This is a genomic window from Myxococcus sp. AM011, from assembly GCF_013372595.1.
In the GTDB taxonomy this organism is placed as follows: Bacteria; Myxococcota; Myxococcia; order Myxococcales; family Myxococcaceae; genus Myxococcus; species Myxococcus eversor.
On record NZ_JABXEM010000236.1, the window covers coordinates 1 to 18274 of the forward strand.

The 18274-nt window shown below is 69.5% G+C and carries 16 protein-coding genes; 9 read left to right on the forward strand and 7 right to left on the reverse strand.

What is annotated here, in order from left to right; translation table 11 throughout:
* Positions 1–141: 141 nt before the first annotated feature.
* A complete protein-coding gene (locus HUW62_RS35890) occupies positions 142–981 on the reverse strand; it encodes an ATP-grasp domain-containing protein (RefSeq protein WP_176436991.1) in 840 nt (279 codons plus the stop codon).
* A gap of 178 nt (positions 982–1159) precedes the next feature.
* Between HUW62_RS35890 and HUW62_RS35895 the strand changes: the two genes are divergently transcribed.
* Complete coding sequence (locus HUW62_RS35895; RefSeq protein ID WP_176436992.1) at positions 1160–2677, forward strand: endo alpha-1,4 polygalactosaminidase; 1518 nt, start codon at positions 1160–1162, stop codon at positions 2675–2677.
* Between the two features lie 4 nt (positions 2678–2681).
* Here HUW62_RS35895 and HUW62_RS35900 read toward each other — a convergent pair whose 3' ends face one another.
* The 3 genes from HUW62_RS35900 to HUW62_RS35910 are packed head-to-tail and all read right to left on the reverse strand — an operon-like array spanning position 2682 to position 5221.
* On the reverse strand, positions 2682–3653 hold the full coding sequence (locus HUW62_RS35900) for a DMT family transporter (RefSeq protein ID WP_163870157.1): 972 nt from the start codon (positions 3651–3653) through the stop codon (positions 2682–2684).
* The gene (gene queG, locus HUW62_RS35905; protein ID WP_163870156.1) at positions 3626–4639 is read right to left on the reverse strand and encodes a tRNA epoxyqueuosine(34) reductase QueG; all 1014 of its coding nucleotides are present in this window, start codon (positions 4637–4639) and stop codon (positions 3626–3628) included. Before queG ends, HUW62_RS35900 begins: the two co-directional genes overlap by 28 nt.
* Positions 4640–4657: 18 nt before the next feature.
* Entirely contained in the window at positions 4658–5221 is a 564-nt protein-coding gene (locus HUW62_RS35910; protein ID WP_176436993.1) for a cob(I)yrinic acid a,c-diamide adenosyltransferase, read from the reverse strand.
* Positions 5222–5383: 162 nt separating this feature from the next.
* Between HUW62_RS35910 and HUW62_RS35915 the strand changes: the two genes are divergently transcribed.
* From HUW62_RS35915 to HUW62_RS35935, 5 genes are all read left to right on the forward strand, one after another.
* Positions 5384–6178: a thymidylate synthase gene (locus tag HUW62_RS35915; protein WP_163870154.1), complete on the forward strand. Its 795-nt coding sequence runs from the start codon at positions 5384–5386 to the stop codon at positions 6176–6178.
* Positions 6175–6654 (forward strand): dihydrofolate reductase, encoded by a 480-nt coding sequence (locus HUW62_RS35920; RefSeq protein ID WP_163870153.1) that lies wholly within the window; start codon positions 6175–6177, stop codon positions 6652–6654. The genes HUW62_RS35915 and HUW62_RS35920 overlap by 4 nt, the downstream gene beginning before the upstream one ends.
* Positions 6655–6727: 73 nt before the next feature.
* On the forward strand, positions 6728–7150 hold the full coding sequence (locus HUW62_RS35925; RefSeq protein ID WP_368670563.1) for a hypothetical protein: 423 nt from the start codon (positions 6728–6730) through the stop codon (positions 7148–7150).
* A 64-nt stretch (positions 7151–7214) separates the two neighbouring features.
* Positions 7215–9068: an FTR1 family protein gene (locus tag HUW62_RS35930; protein ID WP_176436994.1), complete on the forward strand. Its 1854-nt coding sequence runs from the start codon at positions 7215–7217 to the stop codon at positions 9066–9068.
* A 37-nt stretch (positions 9069–9105) separates the two neighbouring features.
* On the forward strand, positions 9106–9867 hold the full coding sequence (locus HUW62_RS35935) for a GlsB/YeaQ/YmgE family stress response membrane protein (RefSeq protein ID WP_163870151.1): 762 nt from the start codon (positions 9106–9108) through the stop codon (positions 9865–9867).
* 19 nt (positions 9868–9886) lie between these two features.
* Here the strand turns inward: HUW62_RS35935 and HUW62_RS35940 are convergent, their stop codons facing one another.
* Both HUW62_RS35940 and HUW62_RS35945 read right to left on the reverse strand, forming a co-directional pair.
* Positions 9887–11419, reverse strand: coding sequence for an MBL fold metallo-hydrolase (locus tag HUW62_RS35940; RefSeq protein WP_176436995.1), 1533 nt, complete (start codon positions 11417–11419; stop codon positions 9887–9889).
* Positions 11416–12711, reverse strand: coding sequence for an HD domain-containing protein (locus tag HUW62_RS35945; RefSeq protein ID WP_163870149.1), 1296 nt, complete (start codon positions 12709–12711; stop codon positions 11416–11418). The genes HUW62_RS35940 and HUW62_RS35945 overlap by 4 nt, the downstream gene beginning before the upstream one ends.
* A gap of 148 nt (positions 12712–12859) precedes the next feature.
* Here HUW62_RS35945 and HUW62_RS35950 point away from each other — a divergent pair, with 148 nt between their 5' ends.
* The 3 genes from HUW62_RS35950 (at position 12860) to HUW62_RS35960 (ending at position 15887) form a co-directional block, all read left to right on the forward strand.
* The gene (locus HUW62_RS35950) at positions 12860–13939 is read left to right on the forward strand and encodes an ATP-grasp domain-containing protein (RefSeq protein WP_163870148.1); all 1080 of its coding nucleotides are present in this window, start codon (positions 12860–12862) and stop codon (positions 13937–13939) included.
* Positions 13851–14318, forward strand: a complete 468-nt coding sequence (locus HUW62_RS35955) for a GNAT family N-acetyltransferase (protein WP_163870147.1) — start codon at positions 13851–13853, stop codon at positions 14316–14318. Before HUW62_RS35950 ends, HUW62_RS35955 begins: the two co-directional genes overlap by 89 nt.
* 63 nt (positions 14319–14381) lie before the next feature.
* Positions 14382–15887: a transglutaminase family protein gene (locus tag HUW62_RS35960; RefSeq protein WP_176436996.1), complete on the forward strand. Its 1506-nt coding sequence runs from the start codon at positions 14382–14384 to the stop codon at positions 15885–15887.
* A 158-nt stretch (positions 15888–16045) separates the two neighbouring features.
* On the opposite strand, the gene HUW62_RS35965 is transcribed toward HUW62_RS35960, so the two are convergent.
* A complete protein-coding gene (locus tag HUW62_RS35965; RefSeq protein WP_176436997.1) occupies positions 16046–18139 on the reverse strand; it encodes a thioredoxin domain-containing protein in 2094 nt (697 codons plus the stop codon).
* Between the last annotated feature and the right edge of the window lie 135 nt (positions 18140–18274).

Consider the following 18274-nt stretch of genomic DNA (forward strand, 5'->3'; position numbering starts at 1 on the left):
CACCACCCGCTCCCGTCGCGGCCACGAAGAAGCCCACGCCGCCGCCGTCCAACCCGCTGCGCCCCTCGGTTCCCCCGGAGCCCAAGAACAAGGACATCTCCGAGTGGGACCCCAACGGGGACTGACCTCCGCCTCGGCCCCTCACCGCGCGCGTTGCAACTCCAGGATGTTCCGCCACAGCGCGAAGGGTGAGATGCCGGCGTAGCCGCTCTCCTGGCCGTCGTTGCACTCGATGACAATCCAGCGGCCGGAGACCTCCTGCGCGAGGTCCACGACGAGGAAGGGCACGTCCATCCGGCGCGCCACCTCGCGCCCCAGGCCGAGCGCCTCGCGCTGCTCCACCTCGTTCATCGTGTACGGCGACCCCTGCCACCAGTAGGGCCCCCACCCCACCAGCTCACCGCGCCACCAGAAGGTGCGGAACTCGAATGAGGAGGGGATGCGGTCCGGCGCGCCCTCCTCCACGCGGCGCAGCGGGCGCAGCTCCCGACACACCACCCGTTGCCAGTGGAGGATGGGGTCCGTCGCATAGGTCGCCATCGCGCGCTCGAACTGCTCGGGCCCCTCGATGATGGAGAGTGACTTGCGGTGGCGGCTCGTCTGTCGCTCGCCCTTCACGAAGACCGGCCACCCGAGCATGTCCTCCACCGTCTTCGCGGACGGCCGCGTGTCGTACCAGACGCTGCGCGGTGTGAGGTCCGTGAGTCGGGGGTACCAGCGCGGCAGCTCCGTCGCGAGCAGGTGCTGCTCCGGTGAGTGCACCAGCCTTACGCCCTCCGCCGCCAGCTCGCGGTAGCGCTCGGCGTAGTCGTTCCACACGCCGACGCGCGCCACCACATCCAGCGAGTCGGGCAGTTGATACGGGCGACGGCAGGCGAAGAACCGGTCGAAGCCGAAGTCGTAGATGCCCTTGCCCGTGGGCGCGTTCAGCACCCATAGCAACTCCTCCATCTGGAACAGGTCCTCACCCGCGCGAAGCATCAGACGAGTGTACGCAGACGCGGGCCGGGCACCACATGTCATCCAGGCGGAAACGAATGTTCCAGCAGGAGAGCGCGAGCCTTCACGCATCGACGCGCTCGTCGCCACTTCGCGTTGCTGACTCCTCGCGCACGGCGTTAATGGCCGCCGCGTTCCCACACCCCTGAGGAGACGTTGCATGCGAGTCGCTGTGAAGTGGTTGACGTGGACCTGTCTGGCCTTGTTGGCCGCGTGTGGTGGAAGCAGTGCGCGTGACACGCTCGACGACGGGCGCGGTGCGATTCTCCCCGATGCGCAGACCCTCACCTGCACCACCCTCCAACTCGCACGTGGCTCCATCGGCTCGGGCCAGGGCGTCCAGGGCCTGCACACCCAGACACTGTCTGGGACGCAGGACCGCTGGGCTGAGTACGTCGAATTCGCCCCCAACAGCTCCGCCACGTGCACCTATCCGCTGCCCGCGGGCGTGAGCTCGGACACCGTCATCGCGGCTGAAATCGGCGTGAACTTCCGGGGCCCGACGAAGTCAGCGATGCGCTGGCTGTTCGAGGCCTGGGACTACTCGACGGGCGCCTGGGTCATCGTGGGCGACAACGCCTTCGCGCAGTCGTGGAAGTGGTCGGCGACGTCGCTGGCCCTCACCTCCCCCGCGCGGTTCTTCTCCGGTGGCCCCGTGAAGCTGCGCTACCGCACGGAGTCCTCGGCGGATGCGTCGCTGCTGGACCTGCTGGTGGTGCGCGTGCAGGTCGCCGCACCGGACGCCGGCACTTCCAACGACGCGGGCACTCCCAACGACGCTGGCACTTCCAACGACGCGGGCACTTCGACAGACGCTGGAACTCCCACCGACGCGGGCACATCCACGGACGCGGGCACGCCGGTTCCCTGGGAGGGCGTCAGCAGCTTCACGTACCAGCTCACCAACTATCCCCAGGGCAAGCTCGACGTGATTGCCGCCTCGAAGTTCGACCTCGCCATCGTCGAGCTGGTGAGAGACGGCTCGAGCGGCTACTTCACCGCCGCCGAGATTTCCGCGCTCAAGGCCCGGGGCAAGCAGGTGCTCGCCTACTTCGAGATTGGCGCCATCGAGGAGTACCGCCCCGAGTGGAGCCAGGTCCCCGCGGACATGAAGCTGGGCCCCGTGGATGGCTGGCCCGACGAGCAGTACGTGAAGTACTGGGACGAGCGCTGGTGGCCCATCGTCCAGGGCCGTCTGGACCGCGCGCTCGCCGCGGGCTTCACCGGCTGCTACCTGGACATGGTGGTGACGTACGAGGAGATTCCCGCCAACTCCGCGGGCACCAACCGCGCCGACCTCGCGCGGAAGATGGTGGCCCTCATCTCCCGCATCAGCCAGTACGCGAAGGCGCGCAACCCGGCCTTCAAGGTGGTGCCGCAGAACTCCCCGGAGCTCGTCGACGACCCCCTCTATCTGCCCGCCATCGACGGCCTGGGCATGGAGGACATGTACTGGTCCGACGACGTCGCGTGCGACATGAGCTGGTGCGCGGAGAATCGCGCCAACGCCGCCCGGGTGCGCGCCGCGGGCAAGCTGGTGCTGTCCACCGACTACGCCGTCCAGTCCGCCCACGTCGCGGATGCGTACACGCGCTCTCGGGCCGCCGGCTTCGTCCCGTACGTCACGGTGCGCGCATTGGACCGGGTGACGGTGAACGCGGGGTGGGACCCGCGGTAGCCACTCAGGTCGCCGGGCGCCCCGCCACGGGAAGCAGGGGCGCCGTCGGCGGAGCACGGGCCACCACCGTCTGGGTGAGCCGCACGCCCGCGAGGACGAGCACCCCACCCACCGCGATTTCCCAGTGCAGGGCCTCGTCCAGCAGCAGCCAGGCCGCGAGCGCCGTCGCGGCGGGCTGGAGGTTGGAGAAGATGGCCACCTTCGACGCCGACACCTTCGACAGTGCGTAGTACCAGAGCACGTACGCCACCACCGACGTCAGCAGCCCCAGGTAGACGATGCAGCCCTTCGCCGTCGTGCTCGCGGCCATCAACATGTCCGTGTTCGCCACGAACGGCGCGAAGGGCAGCATCAACACCGTGGACATCGTCATGCACCACGCCGTCGCGCGCAGCGGACCGTGGACCGCGACGAAGGGCTTTCCCTCCGTCGTGTAGACGACCCACGCCAGCACCGCGCCGAGGATGAGCACGTCCCCCAGCATGGAGCCACGTGCATCCGCCAGCCCTCGTCCCAGCAGCAGCACCACCACGCCCACGAAGGCGGTGGCGATGCCCACGAGCGTCCGCGCGGAGGCGCGCTCCTGCCCGCGCCAGAGGCTCAACAGATACACCCCCAGCGGCGTGAGCGCATAGAGCAGCGCGCCGTGCGCGGCGGTGGAGCGCGAGAGCCCGCTGAAGAAGAACACCTGGTTCACCGGGCCCGCCAGCAGCCCCAGGATGAAGATGCGGCGCCACGCATCGCGCGGCGGCAGCTTTGGCCCGGGCAGCACCAGCAGCAGCACCAGGAACACCAGCCCACTCAAGAAGAAGCGCCACAACACCACGGTGAGCGGCGGCAGCTCCGTCATGGCCCGCTTCGCGGCGAGATACGTCCCCGCGCTGATGACGACCTGGATGAGCAACGCGGCATACACCCCGCGAAGCGGCGACGCATCGTCAGGGGAGTTCAGGGGTCGAGCTTGAGGAGCGCCCATTGCGCGGCGGTACGTACCAATTCGCTCGAATCGCCGCAGAGCTTTTCGAGCAGGTATCGCGAGTCCGCCTGCCTGGCCACGCCCAACGCATACACCGCGTTGCGGCGGAGCACGTCATACCGGGCGCGTGCCAACGCTGTACCGGGGATGAGCTCCTCGTACTGTGTCGGTGTGAGCCCCGCCAATTCCAGCGTGCCCAGCTCCGCCACCGCGCGGGGCGCGAAGCGAGGGTGCTCGGCGAACACGGGACGCCGGTTGAGCGGACACACCTGCTGGCAGATGTCGCACCCGAAGATGAGGTTGTCGAACTTGAGCCGGAACGCCTCCGGCACCTGCTGCTCGCGGTTCTCGATGGTCTGGTAGGACAGACACGCCCGTGCGTCCACACGGCCGTTGCCCACCAGCGCGCCCGTGGGACAGGACATGAGACAGCGGCGACACGCGCCACACCGGTCCGCCGCGGGCCCCGTCCCATAATCGTCCACCTCGGCATCGAGGATGAGCGTGGCCAGCAGCACCCACGAGCCATACGGCTCGGTGATGAAACAGCCGTTCTTCCCCACGTAGCCCAGCCCCGCGCGCGCCGCCCACACCTTCTCCATCAGCGGCCCGCTGTCCACGCTCCCGTATGTCCCCAGGCCCGGGGACATCCGGATGACGGCCTTGCGGAAGGCCTTCATCCTGTCGCGCAGCGTGGAGTGGTAGTCGCGCCCCCGCGCGTACCGGGCGATGGGTGAACCCACCGACACCTCGTCATCGCGCCAGTAGTTGTTGACGAAGGAGATGACCGTCCGGGCGCCCGGCAGCAACCGGTCGACGTCCAGCCGCTCGGCGACCCGCTCGCCCATCCAGTCCATGTCCGCCGCGAAGCCCGCCTCCAGCCACTCCATGATGAAGGTGGGGGGAATGGGCTCCGCGCGAGCGAAGCCCACGAGGTCGAAGCCCACGGAGCGGGCGAGGTCGCGAAGAGGGGCGGTGGGCAGCACGACAGAAACCAGGGGGCGCTACTTCGCGGACGGCTTCTCCGGAATCCACTTCACGTCTTCCACCTTGGAGCGGTGGTTGGCCACGCGAGCCATGACGAAGAGCAGGTCGGAGAGCCTGTTGAGGAAGACCACCACGTCCTTGGGAATCGTCCCATCGCGCAGCAGCGGGACGGCGCGGCGCTCGGCCCGGCGGCACACGGTGCGCGACAGGTGCAGCGCGGCGGCGCCCTGCGTGCCTCCGGGCAGGATGAAGTGGGTCATCGTCGGCAGCTCGCTCTCGAAGCGGTCGATGGCGTGCTCCATATCCGCCGCCCACTCCGCCTTGAGCGCGGGGATGTGCGCGGACGCCTTCGTGCCCGCCGGGGTCGCCATCACCGCGCCCACCGTGAAGAGCTGGTCCTGGAGCCGATGCAGCATCGCGTCCAGCTCCTGCGGCAGAGAGGCGGCTCGCGCGAGGCCGAGCGTCGCGTTGAGCTCATCCACCTCGCCGTACGCGTCCACACGGGCGTCGTCCTTCGCGACACGACCGCCCCCGAACAGGCCCGTCTCTCCCGCGTCACCCGTCTTGGTGTAGATCTTCATGGGTTCCGGCTTGTACCGGTGGGGCGCGCCACACGTCCAATGAGAAGGCGCGTCGGTGCCCCCTCGGAGACAGCCCCGAGGTGGCTGTCGGACATGAGGCGGGCTTTCGGGCACGTTGTTGCTTGAACACCTACCCGAGGGCGACGTACACGCCTCGGCCCCATGCAGCCCTATCTGAACCTGCTCGACCACGTCCTCAAGCACGGAACGAAGAAGGGTGACCGCACCGGCACGGGCACGCTCAGTGTCTTCGGCCCGCAACTGCGGTTCGACCTGACGCAAGGCTTCCCGCTGGTCACCACGAAGAAGCTGCACGTGAAGTCCATCTTCCACGAGCTGCTCTGGATGCTCGCGGGGGACACCAACGTGCGCACGCTCCAGGCGAACGGCGTCACCATCTGGGACGAGTGGGCCAACGCGCAGGGCGAGCTGGGCCCTGTCTACGGCCACCAGTGGCGCTCGTGGAACGCGCCGGACGGCGCTCACATCGACCAGATGAAGGCCCTGGTCGGCGGGCTGAAGAAGAACCCCGACTCGCGTCGGCACCTCATCAGCGCGTGGAACGTGGCGGACCTGCCGGAGATGAAGCTGCCGCCGTGCCATGTCCTCTTCCAGTTCTACGTGGCCAACGGGCGCCTGTCCTGCCAGCTCTACCAGCGCAGCGCGGACCTCTTCCTGGGGCTGCCCTTCAACATCGCCTCGTACGCACTCTTGACGATGATGGTGGCGCAGGTGACGGGCCTGGAAGCGCACGAGTTCATCCACACGATGGGCGACGCGCACCTGTACCTCAACCACGTCGAGCAGGCCCAGGAGCAGCTCTCCCGCGCGCCCCGGCCGCTGCCGCGCCTGCGCCTCAACCCGGACGTGAAGGACTTGTTCTCCTTCAAGTACGAGGACATCCAGGTCGAAGGCTACGAGCCCCACCCCGCCATCAAGGCCCCGGTCGCCGTATGAAGCTGTCGGCCATCGTCGCCCTGGCAGCTAACCGAGTCATCGGCGCCCACAACCAGCTCCCGTGGCGTCTGCCCGCGGACCTCGCGCGCTTCAAGCGACTCACCATGGGCCACACGCTCATCATGGGCCGCAAGACGTATGAGTCCATCGGCCGCCCCCTGCCCGGCCGCGCCTTCATCGTCGTCACGCGCCAGCGGGACTTCGCGCCCGAAGGCGTGACGGTGGTCCACTCCGTGGAGCAGGCACTCCAGCAAGCGGAAGGCCGAGGCGACGACGAGGTGTTCATCGCCGGAGGCGCGGACCTCTACGCCCAGACGATGGACCGCGTCGAGCGCCTGTACCTCACGCGAATCGCTCGCGACTACCCGGGCGACATCTTCTTTCCGGAGGTCGACCTGTCCGGCTGGAAGCTCGTCGAGCAGGAGCAGCACCCGGAGGCCGAGCCTCCCCACGCCTTCCTCACCTACGAGCGCTGAGCCCCACGCCTTTCGCGTCGCTCGCCCGCCGGGCGGCGCACCGTGCGCTGGCAGGTAGCTCTCGAGCCATGCCGTGCGCACCTCGAACGGCATGTGGACCACCCTCACCTTCCCGCTCCAGCCCCAGCACCTCATGGCCCGTTCGCTGCGCACCGCGACGCTGGCCGGTGCCGCCGGGCTCGCCGTCGCCAACACCCTCACGCTGGCCCGCCTCTCCCGACATCTCGAAGCCCGGCAAGTCCGGAGGCGACCTCCGCGCGCGCGGGCCCTGCGCGCGCTCGCCGTCGGAGCCCACGCCCTGGGCGCCACCGCGATGGGGGCCCTCTCCCTCGGGGCCGTCGCCATCGGCGCACTCTCCATCGGCGCCTTCGCCGTCGGCCACCTGCGAGGAGGGGACTGGCGCCTCGCCCGCCTGCGCATCCAGTCCCTGGAAGTCGAGCAGTGGACAGGCCCCGTCAACGCCACCACCGTCGCCACCCTCTCTTCACGGGTTTGAAACGCTGATTTCGATATTGATTCGCAAAATTGAAACACTTCTCCCCCGCTGGTAGACGGAGGCCATGACTCGTGTGGTCTCCGTCGCCTTGTGCCTCATGCTCGCGGTGCCTCTTTCGGCCGAGGCCAGCGAACCAGGCGCGGAGGAGCGGACGTGGCACCGGCTGGTGGGAATCCTCCAGTACCTGGAGGCGGACTATCCGGCCGCCATCGAGTCCCAGTCGCAGTTCGAGCTGACGGAGCAGAAGAGCTTCGCGGCCGAGGCGGTGGACGCGGCCCAGGGTCTGGGCGCGGCGGCGGAGGTCTTCGTCCCGCGAGTGAAGGCCATCCAGGCGCGCGTGGACCAGTCGCGCGACGCGGAGGGCGTGAGTCGGGACTGCGGCGCGCTGGTGGAGGACCTGGTGCTCGCCGGAGGCCTGGCGCGCAGCCCGCGTCACCCGCCGGACCTGAAGCTCGGCGAGAAGCTCTTCCAGACGAACTGCGCGGCCTGCCACGGCGCGGACGGCAGCGCCAACCTGCCCATCTCAGCGACCATGGAGCCCGCGCCCGCCAACTTCCGCGACGCGGAGCTGATGGGCGGACTCACGCCCTACAAGGCGTTCAACACCACCAGCTTCGGCGTGCCGGGCACCGCGATGCCGGCCTATCCCACGCTGAGCGAGGACGAGCGATGGTCGCTCGCCTTCTTCGTCTTCACGCTGCGCCAGCCGCCGTGCGAGGGCGCTCCTCCGCGCGCGTCGCTGGAGCGCCTGGCGAACACCACGGATGACGACCTGGTGAAGTCGTTCGGCGCGGAGCACCTCGCGTGCCTGCGTCGCGAGCTGCCGCGGGTGGACGAGGAGCGCTCGCTGATGATTGCCCGCGAAGGGGTCCAGGAGGCGATGCGGCAGGGCGCCTCGGGCAACGCGGCGGGAGCGAAGGCGGCGTTGCTGGATGCGTACCTCAACGGCCTGGAGCCGGTGGAGCCCAAGCTCAGCTCGCGCGACTCCGCGCTGGTGCTCAAGCTGGAGCAGGGCTTCCTCAACGCTCGGCTCGCGGCGGAGAACGGCAGTCCGCACCTCCAGGACGAGGGCCGGGAGCTGGTGTCTCTGTTGGACCAGGCGCGTCGGGACAGCGGCAGCACGGCGGACCTGATGTCCACGCTGTGGCTCACCGTGCTCATCCTCCTGCGCGAGGGCTTCGAGGCCAGCATCATCGTCGCGGCGCTGCTGGCGGCCCTGAAGAAGATGAAGGCCACCGAGCACGTGCGCGTGGTGCACGCCGGCTGGATGTCCGCGCTGGTGGTGGGCGTTGGAGCCTACGTGCTCGGCCGACACCTGCTGGCCGGCGCGCAGCGCGAGTGGCTGGAAGGCGTCGCGGCGCTCGCGGCGGTGGGCATGCTCATCTACGCGGCGATGTGGCTCAACGCGCGCTCCAACATCAGCCAGTTCATGGGGGAGCTGCGCGAGAAGATGCAGGGCGCGCTCGGCCGGGGCAGCATGGTGGGCCTGTTCCTCATCGCCTTCACCGCCGTGCTGCGCGAGAGCTTCGAGACGGCCATCTTCCTCCAGGGCCTGGCGCTGGACTCGCCCGCGGGCGTGGCCTGGGGCGCGCTGGTGGGCGCGGTGGGGCTCGGCATCCTCGTCCTCTTCATCAACCGACTGGGCTTCCGGCTGCCCATGAAGACGCTGTTCAACGTGTCCACCGGGGTCCTCGTCGTCACGGCGGTGATGCTGCTGGGCAAGGGCCTGCACTCGCTGCAGGAGGTGGGCGCGTTGCCGCTGGTGCCGGTGCGCTTCTTCACCGTGGACCTGTTGGGCATCTACCCGGACGTCGTCTCCTTGCTGCCTCAGTTGCTGCTGGCCGCCGCGCCGCTCGCCCTGGTGGTGCTGCGTCGCCGGGCCCGCGCCAGCCGTGTGACCGAGATGTCCGCCAGTTGACGCGACGACACCCCCGGCCTTGCGGTAGCTTGGGGGGGTGAGGTTTTCGCGCGCGCTCTCCGCCTGGCTGGCCGTCCTGCTCCTGTCGAGCACGGGCTCCGCCTGGGGCCAGCGAGTCCCCGAGGACGAGCCGGCCCAGCGCCCCGCTCCCGAGCTGACACCTCCCCCGCTCGTCCCCGTCTCGCCCGGAGACAGCACGTCGCGTGACGATGACGAGGGCACGGGCGAGGCCCAGGCCCCCCCCACCGCGACGTCCGGTCCTGAAGTCACCGAAGCAGCCAAACCGAGCCGCAAGGCCGCCGTGGAAGATCCGGTGCCCCGCGTCGCGGTGGAGCTCGTGGGAGGAGCCGCGGGCGGAATCGCGGGGGGCGCAGTGGGGCTGCTGGTGGGCTACCTGCTCGGCGCGCCCACGGTGGGCTGCGACGAGTGCCAGGTCGTCTCGCTCGTGGGCGGCCTCACCGGCGTCGTCATCGGGATTCCCGCCGGCACGTGGGCGGGCGGCCGGCTCATGGACGGCAAGGGCACGCTGCTCGCCACCATCGGAGGAAGCCTGGTGGGCTGGGGTGGCGCGCTGCTGGGCTCGCTCATCCTCGGCGCCGACGACAACGACAAGGCGCTCGCCGCGCTACTGCTGCTGCTCCCCGTCGCGGGCGCCACCACGGGCTACGAGCTGTCCCACCAGTCGCAGCGCCCGGTGACGCCGCCCGCGAAGACACAGCACGACTCCGGCGTGCGGCTGCTGCCCGTCGCGGGGATGACCGAACACGGTCCCCGATTGGGCCTGATGGGGCGGTTCTGAAAGCCGCCCCTCCGGCGGCTCAAGTCTCCAGACGGAAGTACTGCAGCGACTCCTCGCGCACGCGGCCTTCGGCCACCAGCTTCTCCAGCGTGGCCAGCGCGCTGCGCTCCGCCACCGGGTGCATCAACGGCGGCGTGTCCGCATAGGCCCGCTCCACCAACCGGGCCAGGGTGATTCCGTCGGGAGGCACCGCCGCGAGGATGAGCGCCTCGCGCTGGGCGCGGTGGTTCAGATACTCCTGGAGCTTCGCCGGCCCGTCCGGCAGCGGCTGGCCATGCGCGGGATACAGCGTGCCCACGGGCCAGTCGCGCAGCCGGGCGAGCTGCGTCAGGTAGTCGCGCATGTTGCCCTCGGGCGGGTCGATGACGATGGAGCCCACGCCGGCCACCATGTCTCCCACCACCGCCGCGCGGCTGCGCTCGTCCACGAGGCAGATGTGGCCCCGCGCATGTCCGGGCGTGTGCAGCACCCGCCAGCGCTGGGGCACCTCACCCGCCAGCTCCAACACCTCGCCGTCCTCCAGCAGCCGGTCGACGGGGAAGTCCAGCCACTCCGCCGTCTTCGCATGGCACCAGAGCGGAATGCCCAGCCGCTCCTTCACCGCGCGCGCGCCGCCCACGTGGTCGCCGTGGTGATGCGTCAGCACCACCGCCACCGGCTTGAGCCCGTCCGCCTTGAGGCTCGACACCAGCGACAGGAGCTTCGCGTACTGCTTCACGTCGCCGGAGCCGGGGTCCACCAGCAGCAGCTCGCCGTTGCCCAACACGTACGCATTGGTGTGAGTGGCCGGAGGCAGCGTGGGCGTCTCCAGCGCGACCACGCGCACGCCCTGCTGGAACTCGATGCGCTGGGCGATGTAGCCCGGGCAATACGGCGGCGTCGTGAGCCGTGCCCTCGCGTCCGCCTCGTCGGTGAACGTGCCCAGGACCTGGAGCGCATGCACCGCCGGCGGGTGCAGCAGCGCGGTGCCGTCATTCCAGCGCCCCAGCGCCAGCGAGGGCGACACCCACGCGCCCTCCGAAAGCTCTCCGGGCCACAGCTCCGTGCGCGCGTGCGGCGGCAGCTCCACCAGGTAGAAGTGCGTGTCGAAGCGCACCGGCACCGCATGAGGGGTAATCCACCGCCCCGCGGCGCGGAAGTCGTCGGCGCGCAACGTCAGGCCCTCGGCCTGGAGCAGCTCACCCCAGCCGCGCTGCCCCGCCAGCAGCGCCTTGCGCAGGACGTCGTGCTTCTCTTGCGAGAGCAACTCGGCGCCCTCTGCCACCAGCACACCTGCCTCCTCGAACAGCTCGCGCGCGGCGGCCGAGCGCAGCGCGGCCTCTTCTCCACTGGCGCCCCGCACCGGGACGTCCGCGTCCGCCGCGTCCAGCTTGCCCCCGGGAAACGCGTAGAAGCCGCCCGCGAACTTCAGCGCCTTGCCGCGCTTCACCCAGTAGACCTCCACTCCGGGGCCCACGCGGCGATACAGCAGCGCCACCGCGGAGGCACGGGGCTCGGCGGGGACATGACTCAGGTCCAGGCCGAGGCCCAGGCCGGGAAGACGCTCACTCATGATTGCACCGCCTGACCGAGGAGCTGGCCCATCAGCTCGTGCGCTGCTTCCGACTGGTCCGGCCGCACGAACAAGCGCGTGAGACGGACCGCTCCACTGTAGCGCTGGTACAGCGCGGTGTAGCGCGCCACCTCCGTCAACCGTCCGGTGGACGCGTCGATGATGAAGAGGCTCGGCCCCGGGCCCGTCGGGCCGGAGGCGTACTTGCTGAGGACGTTCACCGACTCCACGACGTAGTGCTCGAAGCCCGACGAGACGAGGGCGCTGCGCAGCACGTCCAGGTCATACCCGGCATCCCGCTCCGTGAACTGCGCCAGCAGCTTGAAGCCCTGACGGGTGATGATGCGCTGCGCCCACTTGTTGCGGGAGCGGCGCAGCGTGTACCAGAGCGCCGAGTCGTCACAGAGCAGGAAGGCCTCCGGGTCCGACGGAATCTCGAACTCGCCGGGTGACTCCTCGTAGTAGCGCCGCAGCATGTAGTCGAAGCTCACCGACGTGTGGTGCAGGTAGACCGAGACGAACATGTGGTAGCGGCTGAGGAGGAAGTCCTCGAAGGCGAACGCCGCCGCCCGGCTCAGCGCCAGATAGGCCCGCCCGTCCTTCACCGCCGGGTTCAGGTTGCCGATGATCCAATCCATGTCGTACCGGCCGTAGTTGACCCCCGTGTAGAAGGAGTCGCGCAGCAGGTAGTCCATGCGGTCCGCGTCCAGCTCGCCGGAGACGATGGCGCGCAAGAGCGGCGTCCAATCCACCCCGTCCCACGTGAAGCCCGGGTCCTTGGGCGGACGGGCTCCCGTAATCAGCGCCACCGCCGCCATGGGGGTGATGTCCCGCGCCCCGAACTCGCGTTCGATGATGGGCGTCAGCGAGCTGTCGAGCAGGATTTTCGCCGTGTAGTCCTCGTGGGTGGCCTGCTCCCCCTCCGCCACTGAGTCCAGCCAGCCGGGCAGGCGCAGCAGGGAACGCTTCGGGGCGATGCGCTCGGAGGCATGCGACAGCGGCATGTGGCCCAGGTCATGGCAGAGGACGGCCAGACGCACCGCGGTGCAGAAGCGCTCTCGCACGTCCTCGGGGAGCGACGAGCGGGAGGCCACCGCGCCGAACACCCGCGAGGCGACGTGCATGGCGCCCAGGGAGTGGATGTGCCGGGTGTGAGTGGCCCCGGGGAAGGCCAGGTCTCCAAAGCCGAGCTGCCGCACATAACGCAGCCGCTGATAGTGGCGGCTGTCGATGACGGCCTTCTCCGACTCGCTCACCGGGATGGTGCCGTGGATGGGGTCGCGGATGCGCATGGTGCCCTTTCCATACTCCTGGATACCCCTATCGGAGGTAGTCCACCGTACTGCAAGCCCTTCCGGGAGGTAGCCCAGGAGGTAACCAACCGTCACCTGTGGACTGGGCTCGGAACGGGGGACGTGCTAACCCTCCCGGCACCTCCGAATGCACCTCATTCTGCTGCACAACCGCGACCACGAGCTCCTCCAGGATGACCCGGGACGGGAGGCCCGAGAGGACGTGGTGCGGGTCGCCGCCGCGCTCTCCGAAGCCCTCACCCACGGCGATACCGTCGCCGAGCCACTGGCCATCGAGGGTGACCGGCTGGACTTCGTGGACATCCTGCGAAGGCGGCAGCCGGACCTCGTCGTCAACCTGTGCGAGTCGCTCGCCGCCGACAGCCGGGGAGAGATGGCGGTCCCCTGCCTGCTGGACGCGCTGGGCCTGGCCTACACCGGCTCGTCCGCCCTCTCGCTCGGGCTCGCGCTGCACAAGCCCAAGGCGAAGGAGCTGCTCGCGGCGCGCGGCGTGTCCACGCCCGCCTTCCGCGTGGTGGAGCGACTGGAGGACGCGCTGGCGGTGGACCTGCCCTGGCCCCTCATCGTCAAGCCCGCGCGCGAGGACGCCAGCATGGGCGTGACGAAGGACTCCGTCGTGTACGAGCGCGCCGCGCTGGTGCGCGCCTGCGAGGCGGTGCTGCGCGAGTTCCACCAGCCCGCGCTCGTCGAGCAGTTCATCCCCGGCCGCGAAATCTACGTGCCGCTGTTGGGAAACCAGCCGCGCCGCGCGCTGCCGTTGACTGAAATCCACTTCGGTCGGACCTTCGAGGACCGGCCGAACATCGTGTCGTACAGCGCCAAGTGGGAGGAGGGCTCTCCCGAGTACCGGGATACGCCCGCCGGGCCGTGTCAGGTGGATGCGGCGCTGGAAGCTCGTTGTGTGCAGGTCGCGCTGGAAGCCTTTGCAGCGCTCGACTGTCAGGACTATGGACGGGTCGACCTTCGGGTGTCTCCGGAGGGCGTTCCTTACGTCATCGACATCAACCCCAACTGCGACCTCCATCCGGGAGCAGGGTTCGCCAGGGCCGCGGCTGCCGCGGGCCTGGACTATCCCGCCCTCGCCGCCCGACTGGTGGAGGTCGCTTCCGAAAGAGCCCATGGACATCCGTCGCATCGAAGGAAAGGACCGGGAGCCCCTCGCCGCGCTGATTCGAAAGATCGAAACCTTCTCGCCGCAGGAGGTTGAGGTCGCCATCGAGCTGGTCGGCATCGCGCTCACGCCGGACAACGCGGACTACGCCATCTTCGTCGCGGACCGGGACGGCCAGCTGGTCGGCTACATCTGTTACGGCCCCACGCCGATGACGGAGGACAGCTATGACCTGTACTGGATTGCGTCCTCTCCGGAGGTGCGCGGTCAGGGTGTGGGCGCGGCGCTGGTGTCCGCGATGGAGGGAGAGTTGCGTCGGCGCAATGGCCGGCTCATCCGCGTGGAGACGAGCGCCACGGAGGCCTACGGGCCCACGCGCGGCTTCTACGCGTCCATGAAGTACGGCGAGGAAGCGCGCATCCGCGACTTCTACAAGGTGGGGGACGACCTCATCATCCTCACCAAGCGGCTGTAGGCCACCGCACGGGGTGTGGGGCGGTTGAAGACTTTGACCGCCTCCCCCGTTAGAAGGGGCGTGATGACTCGCACGCCCCGACCGATGTCCCTGGCCCTCGTGTCCCTGTGCGCCCTGCTGGCGGGCGTCCCCGCCGCCTGGGCTGGTGCTCCCGCGCCCACCAAGGCCGTCTCCGCTCCCACCGAAATGTCCGACGTGGTGAAGGCTCCTCGCCCTCAAGGGGGGGAGTTCTTCGGCCTGTACCTCATGGACAAGAAGGTGGGCTGGCTCTTCACGGACCTGGTGGTGATGCCCGGCGAGCCCGCGCGGGTGAAGAGCATCAACCAGCTCGTGTTCAAGGCCCTCGTGGGGACGCGCCTGTCGGAGCGCAACCACCGCGAGGAGCGCATCTACGAGGCGAAGCCCGGCGGCCGGCTGCTGTCGTTCAGCGTGGTGCAGCGGGGCGACGGTGGAGACCAGACGCTGGAGGGAGCCACCACGCCGGAGGGCGGAATGAGCGTGGTGCGCAAGCGCCTGGGCCACGCGGACGAGGTGCTGCCCGTGCTGCCCGCGACGAAGGAGCGCGTCGAGGACGTGGACCAGGCGCGCGTGGCGCTGGCTCGCAAGGCGAAGGTGGACGGCTTCGTGCTGGATGGCATGGACCTGGAGACGTACGGCCTCACGACCACCGTGGAGCCCGCCGAGCAGCGGACGGTGAACGGCGTGAAGGTGAAGCTGGGCAAGGCCAGCAGCATCTCGCAGAAGGAGAAGGTGCCGGTGGTCTCCTACGTCACCCAGCGCGGGGAGATGGTGCTGGTGGACTTCGGCCAGACGATGCAGGCGCGCAAGGAGACGGAGGCCGTCGCCAAGCGCATGGACCTGGTGGAGGTGTTCGGCCTCACCCGCGTGGTGCTGCCCAAGCCTCTGCCGGAGTCCGCGCGGGCGGTGCCCGGGAGCGTGAAGCTGGTGGTGACGGGGCTGCCGGAGAAGTTCCGCGTGGAGACATACCGCCAGAAGTTCGCCGCGCGGCCGGATGGCAGCGTGGACGTGACGTTGCAGGCCGCGGCGCCCTCGGCGGCGGCGCGCAAGCCGCGTCCCGTGGCGGACCCGGAGGGTGGGAAGAACCTCAAGTCCGACCTCATCGTGGAGAGCGACGCCCCGGCCATCCGCGAGCAATCGAAGAAGATTGTCGGTGACGAGAAGGACGCGTACCGCGCGGCGCAGAAGGTGAACACGTGGGTGGCCACGCATCTGGAGAAGGACTACGGGGCCAGCGCGGACCGGGCCACGGATGTGCTGCGCCAGAAGCGCGGGGACTGCACGGAGCACTCGCTGTTGTCGGTGGCGCTCCTGCGCGCGGCGGGCATCCCCGCTCGGCGCGTGGACGGCGTCATCTACATGGTGAACCAGGACGGCGTGCCCGCGCTCTACTGGCACGAGTGGGTGGAGGCGTTCGTGGGTGAGTGGACGCAGTTGGACCCGACGTTCAACCAGCCCGTCGCGGACGCCACTCACTTCGCCTTCGGCTACGAGGGGAACGCCGAAATCACGCCCCTCATCGGCACGTTGAAGGTGACCGAGGTCAAGTAGTCCTCGGACCGAAGGCCCTTGAGGAAGCACGCGGGCCTCATTGGCCCGCGCCCGCCGAGGCACTGCGGACCGCCTCACGAGGCGCGGCCACGCCAGTGCCTGCGACGTGGCTCGCGAGCCCGCGCGTGGAGTTCGCGCCTGACTCAGGTACGCAATGCTCACGCGACCGGTGGCATCTCCGTCAGTCGCTCGGCCAGTTCCTTCGCGTCTGTCCGGGGTCGCTCGCAGGCGAAGCCCCGGCACAGGTACGCCGCCCCCTGCCCGCCCACCGGCTCGCGCCCCTCGAACAGTTCCTTGAGCAGCGCGGGCGCGGCCGTGCCCTCCTCCTTCCAGCCGAAGGCGAAGGTCGGTGCGTAGACGAGGTTCGCCGCGCTCAAGAGCGGCGCCACCGCGTCGCGCGAGCCAGCGAACGTCACGCCCGCCGCGCCGTCCAGCAACGAGTCCGCCGCGAGCCCCAGGTAGCCATAGCCCATCGCATTGGCCACCAGTCCCTCGCGCATCTTCCCCACGTACTTCGCCGGCAGCTCCAGGTGTCGCTCGTTCCCCGTGAGCGCGGCCAGCGCCACCTGCGCCTCCGTCAGCGTGGACGCGCCAGACGGAAACGCGTTGTCGAACAGGCCATACGTCGCCACCACCAGGTCCTTCTGGCCGCGAGGCGCGGTGAAATACGCCCGCTTCTCCTCGTCCCAGAACAGCTCCACCGCGCGCTTCACCAGCGCCTCGGCCGCCTCCAGGTACTTCACGTCGAACGTGGCCTGATAGAGCGCGGTGAGCCCCGAGGCCAGGTCACCGTAGTCCTCCAGGAAGCCATCGATGCGCGCCTCGCCCTCCTGGTACGAGCGCGCCAGCCGCGTCCCGTCCCACATCTTCGCCAGCACGAAGTCCGCGGCGGACACCGCGAGCTTCGTCCAGTCCGGACGCTCGAAGACTCGCGCGGCGAGCGCCAGCCCGCGAATCATCAACCCGTTCCAGCCCGCCAGAATCTTGTCGTCGCGGCCCGGCTTCACCCGCTGCTCGCGCGCCAGGAACATCGCCCGACGCGCCTCCGCCAGCTCGCGCTCCACCTCCTCCACTGGAAGTCCCCGCTCGCGCGCCAGCAACTCCCCCGGAACCACGACTTCCAGCACCGTGGCGCCGTGCTCGAAGTTGCCCTGCGACGTGACGCGGAAGTGGCGCGTCACCAGCTCCGCGCGCTCCGGGGACAGCACCGCCTGGAGCTCCTCCGGGCGCCACACGAAGAACTTCCCCTCCTCCCCTTCGCTGTCCGCGTCCTGTGCCGCATAGAAGCCGCCGCCTGAGTCCGTCATCTCGCGGCGCACGTACTCCACCGACTCCTCCACCACCTTGCGCCACAGCGGCCGAGGCTCCACCTGCTGTGCCTCCGCGTACAGGTGCACGAGCTGCGCGTTGTCGTAGAGCATCTTCTCGAAGTGCGGCACCAACCAACGCGCGTCCACCGAGTAGCGATGGAACCCGCCGCCGAGCTGGTCATAGATGCCACCCAGCGCCATGCGCTCCAACGTGAGGAACACCGCGTCCCGCAGCGGCGCGCCGCCTCCGCGTCTCCATGCGCGCAGCAGCAGGGAGAAGTTCATCGGGTTGGGGAACTTGGGCGCGCCGCCGAAGCCGCCATGCACCAGGTCCACCTGCTGCACCATGCGCTTGCCCATCGCCACCACGTCCGCCGCCGTCAACACGCCGGGCGCCGCATCCAGGCCATACGCGGCCAGCTCGCCCAGCCCCTCCTCGAACTGCTCGGCCTGCCGCTTCACCTCCTCGCGCTTGTTCTCCCACGTGTCCCGCAGCGCCATCAGCAACCGGGGGAAGCCGGGGCGGCCGTAGCGGTCCTCGGGCGGGAAGTAGGTGCCGCCGTAGAAGGGCTTCAGGTCCGGCGTGAGGAAGACCGTGAGCGGCCAGCCCCCGCCCTGCCCCAACAGCTGCACCACGCCCTGGTAGATCTGGTCCAGGTCCGGCCGCTCCTCGCGGTCCACCTTGATGTTGATGAAGCCCTCGTTCATCAGCCGCGCCGTCTCCGGCGACTCGAAGGACTCGTGCGCCATCACGTGACACCAATGGCACGCGGAGTAGCCCACGGAGAGCAGGATGGGCTTGTCCTCCGCGCGGGCTCGCGCGAGCGCCTCGTCCCCCCAGGCGAACCAGTCCACGGGATTGCCGGCATGCTGACGCAGGTACGGCGACGGCTCCCGGGCCAGGCGGTTGGAGGAACCAGACGACGGAGGGTGGGAGGACATGCGGACTCCAAGCGAGGGACGGCGTCGGCACGGCATATGGAGCCTGGGAAAACAGGGCAAGCCCCAAGGGCACAACCCTCCACTGGAGGACGGGAGCAAGGTACGCTGGCCCCGAGACGTGAGCATGGTTTCCCC

Coding starts and splice junctions, on each gene's coding strand:
- HUW62_RS35920 (WP_163870153.1), top strand. CDS start 6,175: ATGAAGCTGTCGGCCATCGTCGCCCTGGCAGCTAACCGAGTCATCGGC.
- HUW62_RS35890 (WP_176436991.1), bottom strand. CDS start 981: ATGCTTCGCGCGGGTGAGGACCTGTTCCAGATGGAGGAGTTGCTATGG.
- HUW62_RS35960 (WP_176436996.1), top strand. CDS start 14,382: ATGACTCGCACGCCCCGACCGATGTCCCTGGCCCTCGTGTCCCTGTGC.
- HUW62_RS35915 (WP_163870154.1), top strand. CDS start 5,384: ATGCAGCCCTATCTGAACCTGCTCGACCACGTCCTCAAGCACGGAACG.
- HUW62_RS35965 (WP_176436997.1), bottom strand. CDS start 18,139: ATGTCCTCCCACCCTCCGTCGTCTGGTTCCTCCAACCGCCTGGCCCGG.
- HUW62_RS35930 (WP_176436994.1), top strand. CDS start 7,215: ATGACTCGTGTGGTCTCCGTCGCCTTGTGCCTCATGCTCGCGGTGCCT.
- HUW62_RS35910 (WP_176436993.1), bottom strand. CDS start 5,221: ATGAAGATCTACACCAAGACGGGTGACGCGGGAGAGACGGGCCTGTTC.
- HUW62_RS35940 (WP_176436995.1), bottom strand. CDS start 11,419: ATGAGTGAGCGTCTTCCCGGCCTGGGCCTCGGCCTGGACCTGAGTCAT.
- HUW62_RS35900 (WP_163870157.1), bottom strand. CDS start 3,653: ATGGGCGCTCCTCAAGCTCGACCCCTGAACTCCCCTGACGATGCGTCG.
- HUW62_RS35955 (WP_163870147.1), top strand. CDS start 13,851: ATGGACATCCGTCGCATCGAAGGAAAGGACCGGGAGCCCCTCGCCGCG.
- HUW62_RS35895 (WP_176436992.1), top strand. CDS start 1,160: ATGCGAGTCGCTGTGAAGTGGTTGACGTGGACCTGTCTGGCCTTGTTG.
- HUW62_RS35950 (WP_163870148.1), top strand. CDS start 12,860: ATGCACCTCATTCTGCTGCACAACCGCGACCACGAGCTCCTCCAGGAT.
- HUW62_RS35945 (WP_163870149.1), bottom strand. CDS start 12,711: ATGCGCATCCGCGACCCCATCCACGGCACCATCCCGGTGAGCGAGTCG.